Here is a 16396-nt window from a genome sequence, read left to right as displayed (position 1 = left end):
CCTAACTGCTTAGTTTGGAAACCAGATTTCCCCGAGTAAACTCAGATGCCAAATTTAGAGTTGCATGATTGGATAAAAACTTAGACATGCCGCGTAGAGCATAACCAGAGCAACAACTAACCGTGCTTTGGTAACCGCGATAGTGCTGGCAAATAGATGAACACTCCAGATCAACAGACCAGAGATAAGCAGCAGTAAGCCGATAGATAGAGGCCAGAGCAACGTGGTTAATGTACTTTCTTGAATAGAGAGCAGTTGAACAAACAGTGTGGCAGCGAATGCGATACCACTCGTTAGACCAACAAAAGGCAATAAACGGTGAAATGCGTCTAATCGACTTCTAGCGATTGTTAACGTCAGGTTAGCAAAGACTGCCCCCAATAAAAAGACATAGAGAATCCAGCCGCAATAGGCAGCAATAGAATCAAATTGAGAGAGCTGACTCACGACAAAGGCAATAGCTAGTCCGTTGGCAAAATAGAGCATCCAAAGAGGACCTTTGTCTTTGGTTTTACCCACTTTTACCTTTGAGTAAAAGTAGAATATTGCACCTGCCACCAAAAATGCCAGCAGCTCCACTGACGTAATTGCCAGCCAAAGAACACCTAATGCCGGTAGTAGCTTATGAACCCTACCCCTTTGACCAGGACAAATTTCCCCTTTCTGAAGAACTAAGGTAATAATTATTTGAGCGCCCAATAACATTGGTGCAAGAAGAATAAGTGCTGAATAGGTCATAGAATTAGCTAACTAAAAAAAATCAGCGGCGATGATAGCATATCTCCACTTCTATGTGGTCGATTACAGGCGGAGAGCAAATTTAGACCCTAGCAACCGCAGGAAAATGCTAGACGACCAAGCAAGATTTGGTATGATGCCCGCCTGCTAGATTTGAGGTCAAAAAATGCACAAGGCAATACTGCACAAAGAAGTTACTCCCATATTCGATTACAAGCCATTTTGGGCTGAGTGCTTCGGCACAGCACCATTTCTTCCTACCAGTAGGAAAGAAATGAAACAACTCGGTTGGGATAGCTGTGACATTATAATTGTGACAGGGGATGCCTATGTTGATCATCCAAGCTTTGGTATGGCGATTATTGGCCGACTATTGGAAGCTCAAGGTTTTCGGGTAGGAATCATTGCCCAACCTGATTGGAGCAACAAAGAGGCATTTACTAAGCTAGGTAAACCCAATCTGTTTTTTGGCATCACCGCTGGCAACATGGACTCGATGATCAATCGCTATACAGCAGATAGAAAACTGAGACATGATGACGCTTACACACCAAACAACGAAGGGGGCAAACGCCCAGACAGAGCCGTGCTCGTCTATTCACAACGTTGTCGCGAAGCATTTAAAGAAGCTCCTATCGTTCTTGGTGGTATCGAAGCAAGTTTACGACGAATTGCTCATTATGATTATTGGTCTGACAAAGTACGTCGTTCTGTCCTGTTTGATGCAAAAGCCGATATTTTACTATTTGGAAACGCTGAACGCGCACTTATCGATGTCGCGCACCGTCTTGCAGCAGGCGAGCCAATCTCAGCATTAACGGATATTCGAGGCACTGCGGTTAACCTTGCGCAAGCGCCAGAGCAGTTTAAGATCATTGATTCATCAAGAATCGAAAAACCGGGTAAAGCATTTGTACCGATTAACCCATATCAGGTTGAGAGCAACTGCGATGACAAGGTAGAAGAAAAAGAGCAACAAGCGACTGCAATTACTGTTCGCCCGTCACGACACGATGCAAAAACCACAGCAGTCCGTCTGCCACCTTATGAAAAACTCAACAATGACCGGATATTGTACGCACATGCCAGCCGCGTAATGCATCTAGAGACTAACCCATACTCTGGTCGGGCATTAATCCAAAAACACGGTAATCGAGAGTTGTGGGTTAACCAACCGCCTATTCCATTGACAACCGAAGAGATGGATTACGTGTTTGGTTTGCCTTTTGCTCGCGTGCCTCACCCTATGTATGGCAAAGCTAAAATCCCTGCTTACGACATGATCAAAACGTCAGTCAATATCATGCGTGGATGTTTTGGTGGCTGTTCATTTTGTTCTATCACTGAACATGAAGGGCGTATAATCCAGAACCGTTCAAAAGAGTCTATTTTGACCGAATTAGAAGAAATTCGCGACAAAGTACCCGGTTTTACAGGCACAATTTCCGATCTTGGCGGCCCAACGGCGAATATGTATCGCCTCGGTTGCTCTGATCCTAAAGCAGAAAAAAACTGCCGACACCCATCTTGTGTATTCCCGAGAATATGTAACAAACTGGATACCGATCACCAGCAGTTAATCGACCTTTATCGTTCTGCACGAAAAGTAAAAGGCATCAAAAAAATAATGATTGCATCGGGCGTCCGATACGATCTCGCCATTCAGTCACCCGAATACGTTAAAGAGTTAGTTACTCACCACGTAGGGGGTTACCTGAAAATTGCCCCAGAACACACGGAAAAATCACCTCTGGATAAGATGATGAAACCGGGTATGGGCAGCTATGACACTTTCAAAGATATGTTCCAGAAGTACAGTGCAGAAGCAGGGAAAAAGCAGTATCTCATCCCCTACTTTATTTCTGCTCATCCGGGAGCAGAAAATGAAGATATGCTTAACCTTGCCTTGTGGTTAAAAGCCAACAATTTTGAGTGTGACCAAGTACAAAACTTCTATCCGTCGCCTATGTGTAATGCAACCGCGATGTATTACTCAGAAACCAATCCTTTAAAAAGAGTGAAGTACAAGAAACGAGAAGATGTTCCCGTTGCTAAAGGGGAAAGACAAAGAAGATTGCATAAAGCACTGCTACGTTACCATGATCCGAAGAACTGGCCATTACTGCGAGAAGCCCTAACAGACATGGGCAAAGCGCATTTAATAGGCGATAAACGGGGCTGCTTAATACCTGCTGAAGATAAAGAGAGTAAAACGCCTGCCCAACGCAGAAAGTCCGGCAGGCATGGTGCCAACCGTTTTGCCACCAAACACAGCAAAGGGCAACCTGATATTCGTACTGATGGAAATAAAAAGCCCAACAGTAAATCCGCTAAGAACCCATCGGAAAGAGGCAAAGGGAAAGGCAATCAGAAGGGTAATCGACAACGCACTCGATAAGCAGCATCAGAACTGGACAGCCGTATAAACTCGCTGTTCAGTTCTATATCACGCACTCTCCTGCCCTTCAGTTCGTGACATTAACTTATCTATAGGCAGCGGGCGGTCAAAATAATAACCTTGGACAAGGTTACAGCCGTAGGACATCAACTGCTGATACTGTTTTTTTGTTTCCACCCCTTCCGCGACAACTTGCATACCGCACGACTCCCCAATAGCAATAATGGCTTTCACCAAGGTATTACTCTGCTCACTAACCAATAATTTATCCACAAAACAGCGATCTATTTTAATTTCAGTAATGGGTAAACTATTTAAGTAACTTAATGACGAATAACCCGTTCCGAAATCATCCAATGAAATACCAAAACCAAGATTTCTCAGCATATTCAATACCGGAGCCACTTTGTCCATATCATTAATTAATACATTTTCAGTGATCTCAAGGTTAATTCTCTCTACATCAATCCCGACATCATTGGTAATGGTTAGCAACTCTTCGGCGAACGTTTCTCTCATTAACTGTTTAGGGGAAATATTAATAGAAACTTTAATCGCGTGACTGGAGTTCGGTGAATAGCTCAAAATATCTTCACACGCGGTTCTAAATACAAATAAGCCAATTTCATTAATCAGCCCCATATCTTCTGCGATAGCAATAAATTTACTTGGTGATACACAACCCATACGGTCATTATTCCATCGGGCTAATGCCTCGACAGAGACCAATTTTTGCTTCTTAACGTTAATCTGAGGTTGATAGAGAACAGACAACTCACCTTTTTTCAACGCACGCCTTAGCTCTTCTTCAAGCAAGAAATCAAGCTGCACTTGTTGATTGATTTTGTTGTCGTAAAACATTACGTCGCCTTTGCGAATCGATTTTGCTCGATATAACACGATATCCGCTTTACGAATCAATGACTCAGCATCGTCACTGTCATTCGGGTACATACTTATGCCGACACTACAATTACTGGATAATATTTTGCCATTAATAACGAACTGATCTCGAAATACATCCTTAATTTTACTGACTCGTTTCTCCGCCTGAGAAATATCATCCAACATAGGAAAACAAAATATAAACTCATCACCACCAAAACGAGAAACCGTATCATTGTCACCAAGCAAGGTTTCAAACTTACGGCTAATAATTTCTAACAATTTATCACCCGATGAATGTCCATAAAGATCATTTACTTTCTTAAAATCATCTAAATCAACAAAAATAACCGCTAAATAACTGCCATTTTTTCTACTAATATCAATACCTTGATTGATGTTATCCAGCAGTAGCAGTCGATTCGGTAAGCCAGTTAATGCATCGTGTAGCGCCATATGTTGCATTCGATCTCGGGTCACTTCCAGTTCACAAAAATCATCATCAATTCTAGATTGAAAGCGCTCAAAACGTCTCGCCAAATTATTACTAAGCAACATGGACAAGGCCATTAATATACCTGTAAGTAGCACACTTAATATGGTAATTTTTGTTAGTTCAGCTCTATTTTTTTCTTCTAATAAGCCACGCTGTTTCGAGAAGTAGACTTCAAAATCTTTAAGATAAAAACCAGTACCTATATACCAGCCCCATTTCTCCACTTTTTGGATATAGCTTATCTTTTCTTCTTTTTTATCGCTCTCTGGCACAGTAGGAATATCATATCGAACAAAACCACCATCAGCATCGCTGTTCAATATCATTCCCCGCATCTGCAAACCTGCGGGGTCTTTAAAATCCTTTAAATTAATACCGACATAAGAAGGTTCTCGATGCGACAAAATAACGCCGTTATTATCAACAACAAATATGTAACCACGATTGTCGAAGCTATAATTATTTATCCAGTCTAACACCTGCTTTTGAATATCATGTTCAACATCGGCTAAATACTCTCCAGTACCAATTAGCCAATTATAGGGTTCAAACAATTTAGCAAAACCTATCTTTTCAAACTCCATAGTTTCCGGATAATTCGGTTTTGGATACCACCATCGATAATACGCCTCGCCACTTTGACTCACTAAGTTAATATGCTCTTTGAGAATTTTCGTTCCTCGCACATCTTCAGAGTCAATAAGGTTTTTTCCTTCCACATGAGGACGTAAACCATGCATCACATTGGTTCCGTCCATATTAAATACAAAGAAATAACCACGGCCATCAAAAAAGCGTATTGGCCGCAAGGCTTCAGAAATAATTTTGCTTATCTGCTGTTTGGATTTATCTAGATTAGTTTGGTGTAGATTAATTGCGATTTGGTAAGCTTCTTCTACTCGATTTTTTGCTTGGGTCTTAAGCACATTTTCCGCTCGAGATTGATGATAACCAATTTCATTAGTTATTTGATCAACATGTTGTTTGATAATTTCTTTTTGACGACGAACGACTTCAGAACGCAATGTATCAATACTGTGTTCCGCTCTATCCGAATTTTCTTTAATTACAATAAAATTAATCGCGAGGGCGAAGACCCCAAAAAAAATAACTGGCCCATATCGAATTAACTGAAATAACTTATTGTCCTTAACCGCTGCCATAATCCCTCATACGCAGTAACGACTCATTGGTATAAATCTACCTAATGACCTCTAGCTGCCGCATTAAAACTAACAGCTAAAGGTTACTTGGCTATAAGTATAGTTCAAGATAAGCGGTTTACTCGCAAGTATAGGAGCAACCAATAACGAGGTTATAAATTTTTGATCTTTATCGTTATTTAGAGCTTGAGCACTTGTTTTTCCAGTGCTGTTCCGTTCGCTCTTCTAACAGGCCTAACTCAAGAGGTTTATCAAAATAGTAACCTTGGACAAGGTCACATTGGTAGTCTAGCAATTTATGATACTGTTCAATGGTTTCAACACCTTCGGCAACAACCTTCATTCCACAAGACTGTCCAATTGCCAAAATGGCCTTAACCAAAGTATCACTTTGATCACTAATCAAAATCTTATCTATAAATGAGCGATCAATCTTAATCTCATTAATCGGTAAATTATTTAAATAACTTAATGACGAGAAACCTGTACCAAAGTCATCAAGGGAAATGCTAAAACCTAACTCCCTTAGCTCATGTAAGATAGGGGTGACTGAAGCTTGATCCTCCAGCAGTACATTTTCGGTAATCTCGATGGTTACCCGACTAATATCGATACCTGAGCGCAATATTGTATTGTGAAAATCATCAGCAAAATGTTTCAATTTCAGTTGCTTGGGGGATATGTTAACCGAAAGCTTAACCGCATCATCTCCATTCGGATACGCAGCGACAATATCACTGCACGCCTTCTCTACCACAAACTGGCCAATAGAGTGAATAAGATCAATACGCTCCGCAACATCAATAAACTCCACCGGAGAAACAAAACCCAAAGCTTGATTGTTCCAACGACAAAGAGCCTCTACCCCAATCATTTTGCCCGATGAGGTACATATCTGCGGTTGATATACCAAACTAATTTCGTCTCGACCTAATGCACCTTTTAATTCACTCTCTAACTTAAAGTCATATTCCAACTGCTTAGCAATGGCGGAATTAAAAAAGATGACAGTCCCTTTTTTATCGCTTTTAGCACGGTACAAAGAGATATCGGCATTACTCATCGCTTCCTCTGCACTAAATGAATCTTCCGGATAACAAGAAACACCAACAGAACAGCTCGACTTTATCTGCACATTATTTATCAGTTGTGCCTCAGAAAATACGCCTTGAATAACCGCAATTTTCCTTTCAACTTCATCTTTAGAGTGCAAATTCTGAATACAAAAGATGAATTCATCGCCTCCAAAGCGACAAACGCTATCACCTGGATCCAATATAGCCTCAAACTCTCTCGACAAGATGGTCAGTAATTTGTCACCAACAAAGTGCCCGTACAGATCATTAATTTTCTTAAAGTCGTCTAAACCAACCAATATTACAGCCAATAAATTACCGGTCTTATCAGACTCTGTAATCGCTTGACGCAGTAACTGTGTGAACTGTAATCGGTTAGGTAGGTCGGTAAGAGAGTCATACAAGGCGAGGCGTTGCATCGTATTCTTAGCATTTTCTAATTCGCTAAAATCTTGGCTTATCTTAGATTGAAAGCTCTGAAAGCGCGATGCGACCTTTCGACTTAACAATGCGGCAACCAATGTCATTACAAATGCCAATATGGCACTGTATATCAACAATTTAAGTAATTCATCACTGTTTTGCTGTTTTATGGTTTTCTCTTTAATTGCCAGATAAATTTCTGAGTCTTTAATATAGAAGCCTGTACCTATAGTCCAGTTCCAGTCACCAAACCAGCGGACATAACTTACCTTTTCACTATCATCAATGCTCATAGGTTTAAACAAACTATGATAACGAATAAATCCACCGCCAGACTTGGCCTTGTTAATGATGTTCTTTATATACTCGTTACCTTCTTTATCTCTTAAGTTCATCCTATTAGTATTAATTATCGATTTATCCTGATGAGCCTTTATTACGCCATTTTCATCTAAAACAAAAACATAACCATTGCTGCCGTATCGAATTTCAGAAATCCTAGCTAATAGTTTGTCCTGTATATTTTTCTCAAAGCTATCGACATATTCACCGGTTCCTATCATCCATTTCATTGGTGAAAAATACTTAATAAAGCCGACTTTTTCATGATCTCGCTGCTGATTACCCGGCTTGAAGAACCACCAACTGTGGTAGCCTTCTCCCTTATTTTTAGCAATATTAATAACATCTCGTGTTATATAAGCACCTCGGCTATCTTGCATATCCCAGCGAGACGTTCCTTCCATATGAGGCAAAGGTGGCAGCATTACATTTGTTCCATCCATCTTATAGATGAAGTAATACCCTCTCCCTTCATTAAAGTGCAATGCTCTTAATGCTGTAGTGATCCGTTTAGTAATCTCTTGCTCTGATTTCTCTTTATTCTTCTCATAGATAGCCGTCGCTATCCGATGCGCTTCATAAATTCGCGCTTTAAGATCGAGCTTAAGAGCGTCTTCGGTCTGTTTTTTTTCATAGGAAATTTGTCGATAAACGCTATCAACTTCTTGTTGAATGCGTATTTTTTGCTGTAAAAGGTAATCTTGTCGGAGGGTTGCTAAGTTCTCATTAGCTTCAAGGCGGTTATCACGAAACATAACAACGATAATAAGAAATGTCGCCACGGCAATAATAACAACAGGCATAACCTGTATAAACCTTAGCAACTTTCTATCATTAATATGAACCATCAATAACAACTCGATACAACATTCAGATTAATGAAGTATATCTAACTTTCTCAGTAAATTCCGGATTGAGAGACATTACAGAATAACCATTTTTTGAAATTGATAGCTTTATCACCATCTTAAAAAACACTTACGACCACCTGTACGGTTAGATTTTAAGCACTTGATTATTATTTACACGATTGTAGCCAAGCCTCCTCCCCCTATTACCAATACTCATACCCTCAGAATTCATTTCCATTGCCACTGTCGCTTTTCTAGCACAGTATAAATTTTGTTCAGATCAATACAGGAATGGTCCCAATGACACACGTTTTTCATCGGCATTGTCATGCAAGCTTGCCGGTAATATCAAAAGGAATAGGCGCTTATCTATATGATAAGGAAGGAAAACAGTATTTAGATGGATGCGGAGGCGCAGCCGTATCAAACTTGGGGCATAGCCACCCGCATATTAAGCAGGCAATCATCAACCAATTGAACGATATTCCTTACGCTCATACCGGTTTTTTTACCAACACACCCAGTGAAAAATTGGCGGAGTTACTTTGCTCATTAGCGCCCTCCTCGTTAAATCATGTCTATTTTGTTAGCGGTGGTTCTGAGGCAGTAGAATCCGCATTAAAAATGGCAAGACAGTACTTTGTGGAGACAGGACAACCGCAAAAAAAACAGGTAATAGCACGCAGGCAGAGCTATCACGGTAACACTCTGGGTGCATTATCAGTGGGGGGAAATGCTTGGCGAAGAGAGCCATTCAAGCCGTTATTAACTGACGGGCATCACATCGCGCCATGCTACGCCTACCGTGATCAAGATGACAATGAATCAGAACAACAATACTCTCTTCGAGTGGCGAATGAGCTTGAACAAAAGATCGTAGAACTTGGAGCGGAAAATGTGATGGCATTTGTCGCAGAGCCTGTCGTCGGAGCGACATCAGGAGCCTTGCCGGCAACAGAGGGTTATTTTAAACGAATTCGGCAAATCTGTGACCAATATAATGTGCTGCTCATTCTTGATGAAGTGATGTGCGGTGTAGGAAGAACTGGGACATTCTTTGCTTTTGAACAGGAACAAGTGGTGCCGGACATCGTCACCGTTGCCAAAGGATTGGGCGGCGGATACCAACCCATTGGCGCCGTTTTAGCCAGTAAAACCATCTATAACGCCATCGCTCAAGGAAGTGGCTTTTTTCAACATGGTCATACATTTATGGCTCATCCTCTCGCGTGTTGCGCCGCTTTAGCTACCGTACAAACCATTATCAAGGATGATTTACTATCAAATGTAACTAAGCAGGGTGAGCGTCTTAAACAGCAATTAAACGCTCGTCTGTCCGCGCTACCTTATATAGGAGACATAAGAGGAAAAGGACTTTTTTTGGCAATAGAACTGGTTAAAGATAAACGCAGCAAAGCTCCACTCTCGAGTAAAACCCTTGCCCACAAACAGATCAAAGAAATGGCCATGTCGTTTGGCCTACTTTGCTACCCAATGGCCGGAACGATTGATGGAAAACAGGGGCATCATGTGTTACTTGCGCCACCCTTTATTATTACTGATGAACAGATAACCGAGCTGGTAGACAAGCTCCATCATGCAATCACTGAGTCGGCAAAAACATGGGACGTTTAACAATGACAAATCACCAAGATAAAATTGCTATTATTGTTGCTCCTAACGGTGCGAAAAAAACCAAAGAACATCACCCTCGACTGCCAATTTCAGTTAATGAAATTGTAGATGAAGTCATTGCTTGTCAACAAGCGGGAGCGGCAATGGTGCACTTGCACGCAAGAGATGGCAATGGGCATCATTCATTAGATATTGATACCAACCAAAGGCTACTTGACGCGATAAAATCTGAGTTAGCAGACGAGATTATTGTTCAACTCACCACTGAAGCTATCGGCTTATATACGCCAGAACAACAGATGGAATTAATTACTCATACTCAACCAGAAGCGGCGTCTTTTGCGCTTTGTGAACTCATTCCTGATGATTCTTATCTACAAACCGCCGAAAAATTCTTTCATTGGCTAACAGATAAGTCGATTATTCCGCAATATATCCTCTATTCTGAACACGATCTCTTGCGTTACTTCTCACTTATTGAATCTGGTATTCTGCCAAATCACCGTCATCATATCCTATTGGTTCTAGGTCGATATCACAAAGAAATGCAAGCAAACCCAATGGATCTCATCCCTTTTGCTAACCATCCGCTTAATACACTAAAAAATCGCTGGGCGGTATGCGCCTTTGGTCGAATGGAACAGAAATGCCTAATCAGTGCTATGCTAATGGGAGCCGACGTAAGAATAGGCTTTGAAAATAACCATATGAATTGCCATGGATTAGAAGCAGCAAGCAATGCTGAACAGGTGAGCAAATTACTGCAAATAATGACCTTACTTAATATCGAGCAGCACAGCGCTAGCAGCTTTAAAGCGGAATTAATCAAATAGATGATATCCGCAATTCAGAATTCATCGTGGACACGTTCATTTTTAGTAAAAGGAATTATTATGTCACGTTTAAAATCCCTATTAACCGCCACCGCAGCAACCGCTCTGTTGGGTACGTCACTGTACGCCAGCGCACAAGATCGTTTTGTTACCATTGGTACTGGTGGCGTAACGGGCGTGTATTACCCAACAGGTGGCGCAATCTGCCGCTTAGTAAACAAATCGAAAAAAGAGCATGGCATTCGCTGCTCTGTTGAAAGTACTGGTGGTTCAATTTACAACATCAATACCATTCGTGCCGGAGAGTTAGATCTGGGTATCGCACAATCAGACTGGCAATATCACGCCTATAACGGTACAAGCAAATTTGCTGATAAAGGCGCTTTTGGTGATCTACGTGCTGTATTCTCAATCCACCCAGAACCGTTCACCGTTGTTGCTCGCGCCGACTCAGGCATCAATACTTTTGACGACTTAAAAGGCAAACGCGTCAATATTGGTAACCCAGGTTCAGGCCAACGCGGCACCATGGAAGTACTTATGGAGCGCTATGGCTGGACTGAAAAAGACTTTAAACTGGTCTCTGAGTTAAAAGCTTCTGAGCAGTCTAAAGCGTTGTGTGATAACAAAATCGATGCAATGGTGTACGTTGTAGGTCACCCAAGTGGTGCTATCAAAGAAGCAACCACTTCATGTGACAGTAAGATTGTTGCGGTTGACAGCAGCACAGTGAAGAAACTTGTGGACGATAAGAGCTTTTACCGTACCGCAACAGTACCTGGTGGCATGTACAATGGTAACCCAGATGACACTGCTACATTTGGTGTAGGGGCAACCTTTGTTTCTTCTACTCAAGTACCAGATGACGTTGTGTATCAAATAGTTAAAGCCGTATTTGAAAACTTCGATACCTTTAGAAAACTGCACCCTGCTTTTGCTCACTTGAAGAAAGAAGAGATGATCAAAGATGGTCTTTCTGCACCCCTTCATCCTGGCGCAGTTAAGTACTACAAAGAAGCAGGATTAATGTAATTATACTCAAGTAACCAAACGGTATTTGTTTATAAAAATAATTAGACCAGCCCTAGTGGCTGGTTTGTTTTTTTAACCAATAATTTTTAAAATGCTCCGCCACCGAAGAGGCTTTGCCTTGAGGTTGATAATATAAGTTCAAGCTCCAACTACTGGTCTGGTACTCCGTTAACAGCTGTTCAAGCTCACCATTTTCAACTTTCTCTCTGACAAGAAAGTCGGGTAGATAACCAATACCAGCGCCATTACACACACCTTGTAACAATAAATCACTGTCGTTTACTTCAATTGATTTAGGAATTTTGACAATTTGCGATTCGTTTTCCTTAGTAAACACCCAGTCATTACTCCCTGTTAAACTGGTAGCAAATAAACAGAGATGCTCCTTTAGTTCGCTTGGCTCCATCGGTGCCCCTCGTAATTGCAGATACGCCTTGGAGGTAACCACAACAAACGGACAAGCAATCAATTCACGACGTACAAGCAACACGTCGCGCTCCCGATACCCTTGATAATTGGCAATCGCACTCACAGCAAAATCAACGTTGGTGGCATCATCAAGTGCCCATGGAGTGATATTTAAGTTAAATGTAATACCGGGATGCTCACGCAGATACTCACTCACAATCGGCATTAAAAAATGATTGGCATAAACGGGCGTACAGCTAATATCTATATGCCCTTTCTGGCTTGACTGAAATCCTTGTACTTCACGAACAATCACCTCGGAACGGTCAACAATAGGCGCGTACTCTTCAAACAGTTTAATTCCCGCTGGCGTTGGAGTGAGCAAGCGATTATTTCGACGATAAAGAGGTGTTCCCATCTGCTGCTCTAGCTCTTTGAGCCAACGGCTACCAGCAGAAACCGAAATATCAAACTGCTTAGAAGCAGCAGAAATTGAGTTGAGCCTAACCACATAAACAAAAAATGCCATTTTATCTAACATACATCACCTTTTGCAGCTTTTGCTGCTGGAATAAGCGTCTCATTAAGCCATTGATTAAATTCGTATATTTTTCGCGATGCCAGCCGGTAGTTGGGTACGATTAGGTAATAACCATAACCACTCTCAATAGACAGATTTAGTGGATTAATAAGATGGCCACTTGTGAGCGATTTAGCCACCATAAAATCCGGTAGCAGAGCAACCCCACCGTGGTTATTTACCGCTTCTAAAGACATATAGAAATGCTCAAAACCCACGCCATAAAAGCGATTCAGTTTTGGTAATTGCTGTTCTGTTTTAAACTGTTCCCACAGTTGTGGTCTGGTAATCTGAGGAATAAACACCATATCATCAAGAGGCGTTTTCCCTCCCTCAGGATCGGTGTTCATTTGGCTATTTGCACTTATAAGCAACAAGGTCTCTTTCTGTAATAGCGAGGCATTTTCATAGTGTTTAGAGAGAGGTAAACAACGAATATATAGGTCACTATCACTGTTAATACTCTTTACCATGCCATCCCCTGTTTTCACCCTGACTTGAATATTGGGGTGTTTCTGATTAAAACTTTCGATAGCAGGGATCAACCAAAGACTCGCAAATGAAGGGGTTACATTCACGGTTAACACTTCTTCCACTTGCTCAGTTTGTAGCAAGCTGGATGTGGAGTACTGAATAATCTCCAAAGCTTGAGAAATTTTTGGCAGATAGCGCTTACCCGCATTTGAAAGGACAATTCCGTTAATGTGTCTTTCAAATAAAGGCTGCCCTAACTGCTGCTCAAGAGCCGCAATTTGTTTGCTAACCGCCCCTTGCGTTACGGATAGCTCATTAGCCGCTTTCGAAAAGCTCATATGATTTGCCACTGCAATAAAGGTTCTCAACGCCTTGATTGAAGGGAGCTCACTTCCTTTAAGCATGGTCCCACCTATTCCTCTGGTTCATACAGGCAAGAATATTCTTTCTAATTTCTGTTTGCAAAATAATCAGTTAATTAAATGTAATCTGAATAAAAAGCTTACCAAACAAGCGATGCAAGTCCACATTGCAAATATGCAAAGCCTGTTCCTGAATGTGCCCCTATGCTAAATATGAGTTTTGCTCATACACTGTACAAAATAGCGACATGAATTAATTGGGATAAACGATGAAAAAAATAACCGATACTGACATCGTTACGTCACACCTTAAAAGCGGAATGACAGTAATGATTGGTGGCTTTATGGCCAACGGTGCGCCGGAAACATTGATCGATGCCATTCTTGACAGTGATATTCGTGAATTAACCTTAATCAGTACCGATACAGGTATGCCTGAGTCTGGTTCCGGTCGGTTGATTTCTGAAAAAAGAATTAAAAAACTCTACGCCTCTCATATCGGCTTAAACCCATTAACCGGACAGCAGATGAACAGCGGAGAACTTGACGTTGAACTTGTTCCACAAGGGACATTAGCTGAACGAATTCGAGCCGCAGGAGCAGGTCTAGGTGGTGTATTAACACCAACAGGCCTTGGAACTATCGTCGCAGAAGGGAAAGAAATTATTGAAGTCGATGGAAAGCCTTACATATTGGAAAAGCCACTACACGCCGATGTTGCATTAATCAGAGGCTCCATTGTCGATACATCTGGTAATGTTTTTTATAAAAAAACCACCCAGAACTTTAATCCACTGATGGCAACCGCAGCCGACACTGTTATCGCCGAAGCTGAAACAATAGTAGATATCGGCCAAATACAGCCAGAGTCTGTACACACGCCTTCTATCTTTGTCGATTTCATTGTTCAAAGCCGCCACTCAGAGGAGCGATAAAAATGAACACTAACAAAACTATTGAGCCGAGAGAGCGGATCGCCAAAAGAGTGGCTAAAGAACTCAAAGATGGCTATGTGGTTAATTTGGGCATCGGATTACCAACAATGGTGGCAGATCAAATCGACAATGACGTTACGGTATTATTTCAATCGGAGAATGGCTTACTTGGCATAAAAGGAATGGCCACTGAAGCTGACTCTGATCCCGATCTCGTTAACGCTGGCGGCCAAGCAATTACGGCTATTGAGGGTGCCGCTTACTTCAACAGCTCTGAGTCATTCGCCATTATTCGCGGCGGTCATGTTGATGCTACCGTACTAGGCGCCCTACAAGTGGACCAACATGGCAACTTGGCAAACTGGATCATACCGGGAAAAATGGTTCCGGGTATGGGCGGAGCCATGGACTTAGTGGTTGGCGCTAAAAAGGTTATTGTGGCAATGGAACACACAGTGAAAGGAAAACCAAAGCTACTTAATCACTGTACACTGCCTCTCACCGCGCAGGGGCAAGTCAACTTGATCGTCACAGAGTTAGCAGTGATCGAGATTACCGCAAACGGCATGACCTTAATTGAGATAGCAGAAGACACAAGCGTTGAAGAAGTACAAAGCGTCACCGAAGCGACGCTTATTATTGCCGATGACCTTAAAGTGATGGCGTGATCATCGCTCCACTTAAGTGAGCAGATATATCACTCACTGCTGTAATATCTTAGGGCCAATTCTCACCCTAAGATATTACAGGCTATTTAGCAGGCCATAGCCAAGCCGCGCCGCGCACACCACTAGAGTCACCATGGACCGCAGGTTTTATTGGTGTATGACATTCACCGCCAAACGTATGCTTTTCAAGCAACTTAGGCACATTCTGATATAAACGTGAAATATTGCATGCACCACCCGCCAAAACAACCACATCTGGATCAAGTAGATTGATAACGCTAGCAATGGATTTTGCTAAACGTCGTTCAAATGCTTCTAATGAGAGCAACGCCGTTGCATCTCCTTGTTCTGCAAGATCTGAAATCTCTTTACCAGTAATCAACTGACCTGTTCGGCGCTGGTAATCTGCACACAAGCCCGTTCCAGAGACAAATTGCTCAACACAGCCACTCTTGCCGCAATAACAAGGGGTTGAACGAGAAAATGCTTGTTCCTCATCATCCTGCCACGGCATAGGGTTATGTCCCCATTCCCCACCAATGCCATTACCACCACGATGCGGGATGCCATTAATCACAATGCCGGCACCCGCGCCAGTGCCTAAAATTAACGCCAACACAACACCGTAGCCTTTCCCGGCACCATCAGTTGCTTCAGATACGGCCATGCAGTTGGCATCATTCGCTACTCTCACTTCTCTATCAAGCAGAGCAGACAGATCAACATCTAAAGGCTGGCCGTTTAACCATACTGAGTTAGCATTTTTTACTTTTTTAGAGTATGGCGAGATGGTTCCCGGAATTCCAATGCCAACCGTACCCGTTTGACCCGTTGCCGATTCTGCATCCTCTACCAAACCTTTTATAGCGTTGAGAGTCTCTGGATACGATCCTTTTGGCGTACTCACTCTTTTACGAAACAGCTCTTCACCGGAATCCGATAGTGCAATAACTTCTATTTTCGTCCCGCCCAGATCAATACCTATTCTCATTACTTATCTCTCTAAATTAGTGAAGTCTCAATGGTCTGTTGACCTGCGTTTAGTTTGAATAATCTTGATGCAAGTGTCTGTGCTAGCGGTCAAAAGATAATAAAAA

The 16396-nt window shown here is 41.9% G+C and carries 12 protein-coding genes; 6 read left to right on the top strand and 6 right to left on the bottom strand.

Annotation, left to right across the window (positions count from 1 at the left end):
- Window positions 1-54: 54 nt before the first annotated feature.
- On the bottom strand, window positions 55-738 hold the full coding sequence (locus F0227_RS14700) for a hypothetical protein (protein WP_171753982.1): 684 nt from the start codon (window positions 736-738) through the stop codon (window positions 55-57).
- Window positions 739-919: 181 nt separating this feature from the next.
- Between F0227_RS14700 and F0227_RS14695 the strand changes: the two genes are divergently transcribed.
- Entirely contained in the window at window positions 920-3136 is a 2217-nt protein-coding gene (locus tag F0227_RS14695) for a YgiQ family radical SAM protein (protein ID WP_171754032.1), read from the top strand.
- A gap of 48 nt (window positions 3137-3184) precedes the next feature.
- On the opposite strand, the gene F0227_RS14690 is transcribed toward F0227_RS14695, so the two are convergent.
- Window positions 3185-5680 carry a cache domain-containing protein gene (locus F0227_RS14690; protein WP_171753981.1) on the bottom strand — a complete coding sequence of 832 codons (2496 nt, stop codon included), beginning with the start codon at window positions 5678-5680 and terminating at the stop codon, window positions 3185-3187.
- A gap of 175 nt (window positions 5681-5855) precedes the next feature.
- Entirely contained in the window at window positions 5856-8324 is a 2469-nt protein-coding gene (locus F0227_RS14685; protein ID WP_171753980.1) for a cache domain-containing protein, read from the bottom strand.
- Window positions 8325-8672: 348 nt separating this feature from the next.
- On the opposite strand from F0227_RS14685, the gene F0227_RS14680 reads away from it, so the two are divergent.
- The 3 genes from F0227_RS14680 to F0227_RS14670 are packed head-to-tail and all read left to right on the top strand — an operon-like array spanning window position 8673 to window position 11872.
- Complete coding sequence (locus tag F0227_RS14680) at window positions 8673-10007, top strand: aspartate aminotransferase family protein (protein ID WP_171753979.1); 1335 nt, start codon at window positions 8673-8675, stop codon at window positions 10005-10007.
- Window positions 10008-10009: 2 nt separating this feature from the next.
- A complete protein-coding gene (locus tag F0227_RS14675; protein WP_171753978.1) occupies window positions 10010-10840 on the top strand; it encodes a 3-keto-5-aminohexanoate cleavage protein in 831 nt (276 codons plus the stop codon).
- 60 nt (window positions 10841-10900) lie between these two features.
- Window positions 10901-11872, top strand: coding sequence for a TAXI family TRAP transporter solute-binding subunit (locus F0227_RS14670; RefSeq protein WP_171753977.1), 972 nt, complete (start codon window positions 10901-10903; stop codon window positions 11870-11872).
- Between the two features lie 52 nt (window positions 11873-11924).
- Here the strand turns inward: F0227_RS14670 and F0227_RS14665 are convergent, their stop codons facing one another.
- Both F0227_RS14665 and F0227_RS14660 read right to left on the bottom strand, forming a co-directional pair.
- A complete protein-coding gene (locus F0227_RS14665; protein WP_171753976.1) occupies window positions 11925-12821 on the bottom strand; it encodes a LysR family transcriptional regulator in 897 nt (298 codons plus the stop codon).
- Window positions 12815-13738 carry a LysR family transcriptional regulator gene (locus tag F0227_RS14660; RefSeq protein ID WP_171753975.1) on the bottom strand — a complete coding sequence of 308 codons (924 nt, stop codon included), beginning with the start codon at window positions 13736-13738 and terminating at the stop codon, window positions 12815-12817. The genes F0227_RS14665 and F0227_RS14660 overlap by 7 nt, the downstream gene beginning before the upstream one ends.
- Before the next feature lie 227 nt (window positions 13739-13965).
- Between F0227_RS14660 and F0227_RS14655 the strand changes: the two genes are divergently transcribed.
- Together F0227_RS14655 and F0227_RS14650 are read left to right on the top strand one after the other, a co-directional pair.
- Entirely contained in the window at window positions 13966-14631 is a 666-nt protein-coding gene (locus F0227_RS14655; protein ID WP_171753974.1) for a CoA transferase subunit A, read from the top strand.
- Between the two features lie 2 nt (window positions 14632-14633).
- Window positions 14634-15299 (top strand): 3-oxoacid CoA-transferase subunit B, encoded by a 666-nt coding sequence (locus F0227_RS14650; RefSeq protein ID WP_171753973.1) that lies wholly within the window; start codon window positions 14634-14636, stop codon window positions 15297-15299.
- A gap of 82 nt (window positions 15300-15381) precedes the next feature.
- Here the strand turns inward: F0227_RS14650 and mak are convergent, their stop codons facing one another.
- Window positions 15382-16290 carry a fructokinase gene (gene mak, locus F0227_RS14645; protein WP_171753972.1) on the bottom strand — a complete coding sequence of 303 codons (909 nt, stop codon included), beginning with the start codon at window positions 16288-16290 and terminating at the stop codon, window positions 15382-15384.
- Window positions 16291-16396 lie beyond the last annotated feature (106 nt).

The sequence above is a fragment of the Vibrio sp. 99-8-1 genome (assembly GCF_013114595.1).
In the GTDB taxonomy this organism is placed as follows: domain Bacteria; phylum Pseudomonadota; class Gammaproteobacteria; order Enterobacterales; family Vibrionaceae; genus Vibrio.
This window is presented reverse-complemented; position numbering and strand designations above follow the sequence as displayed.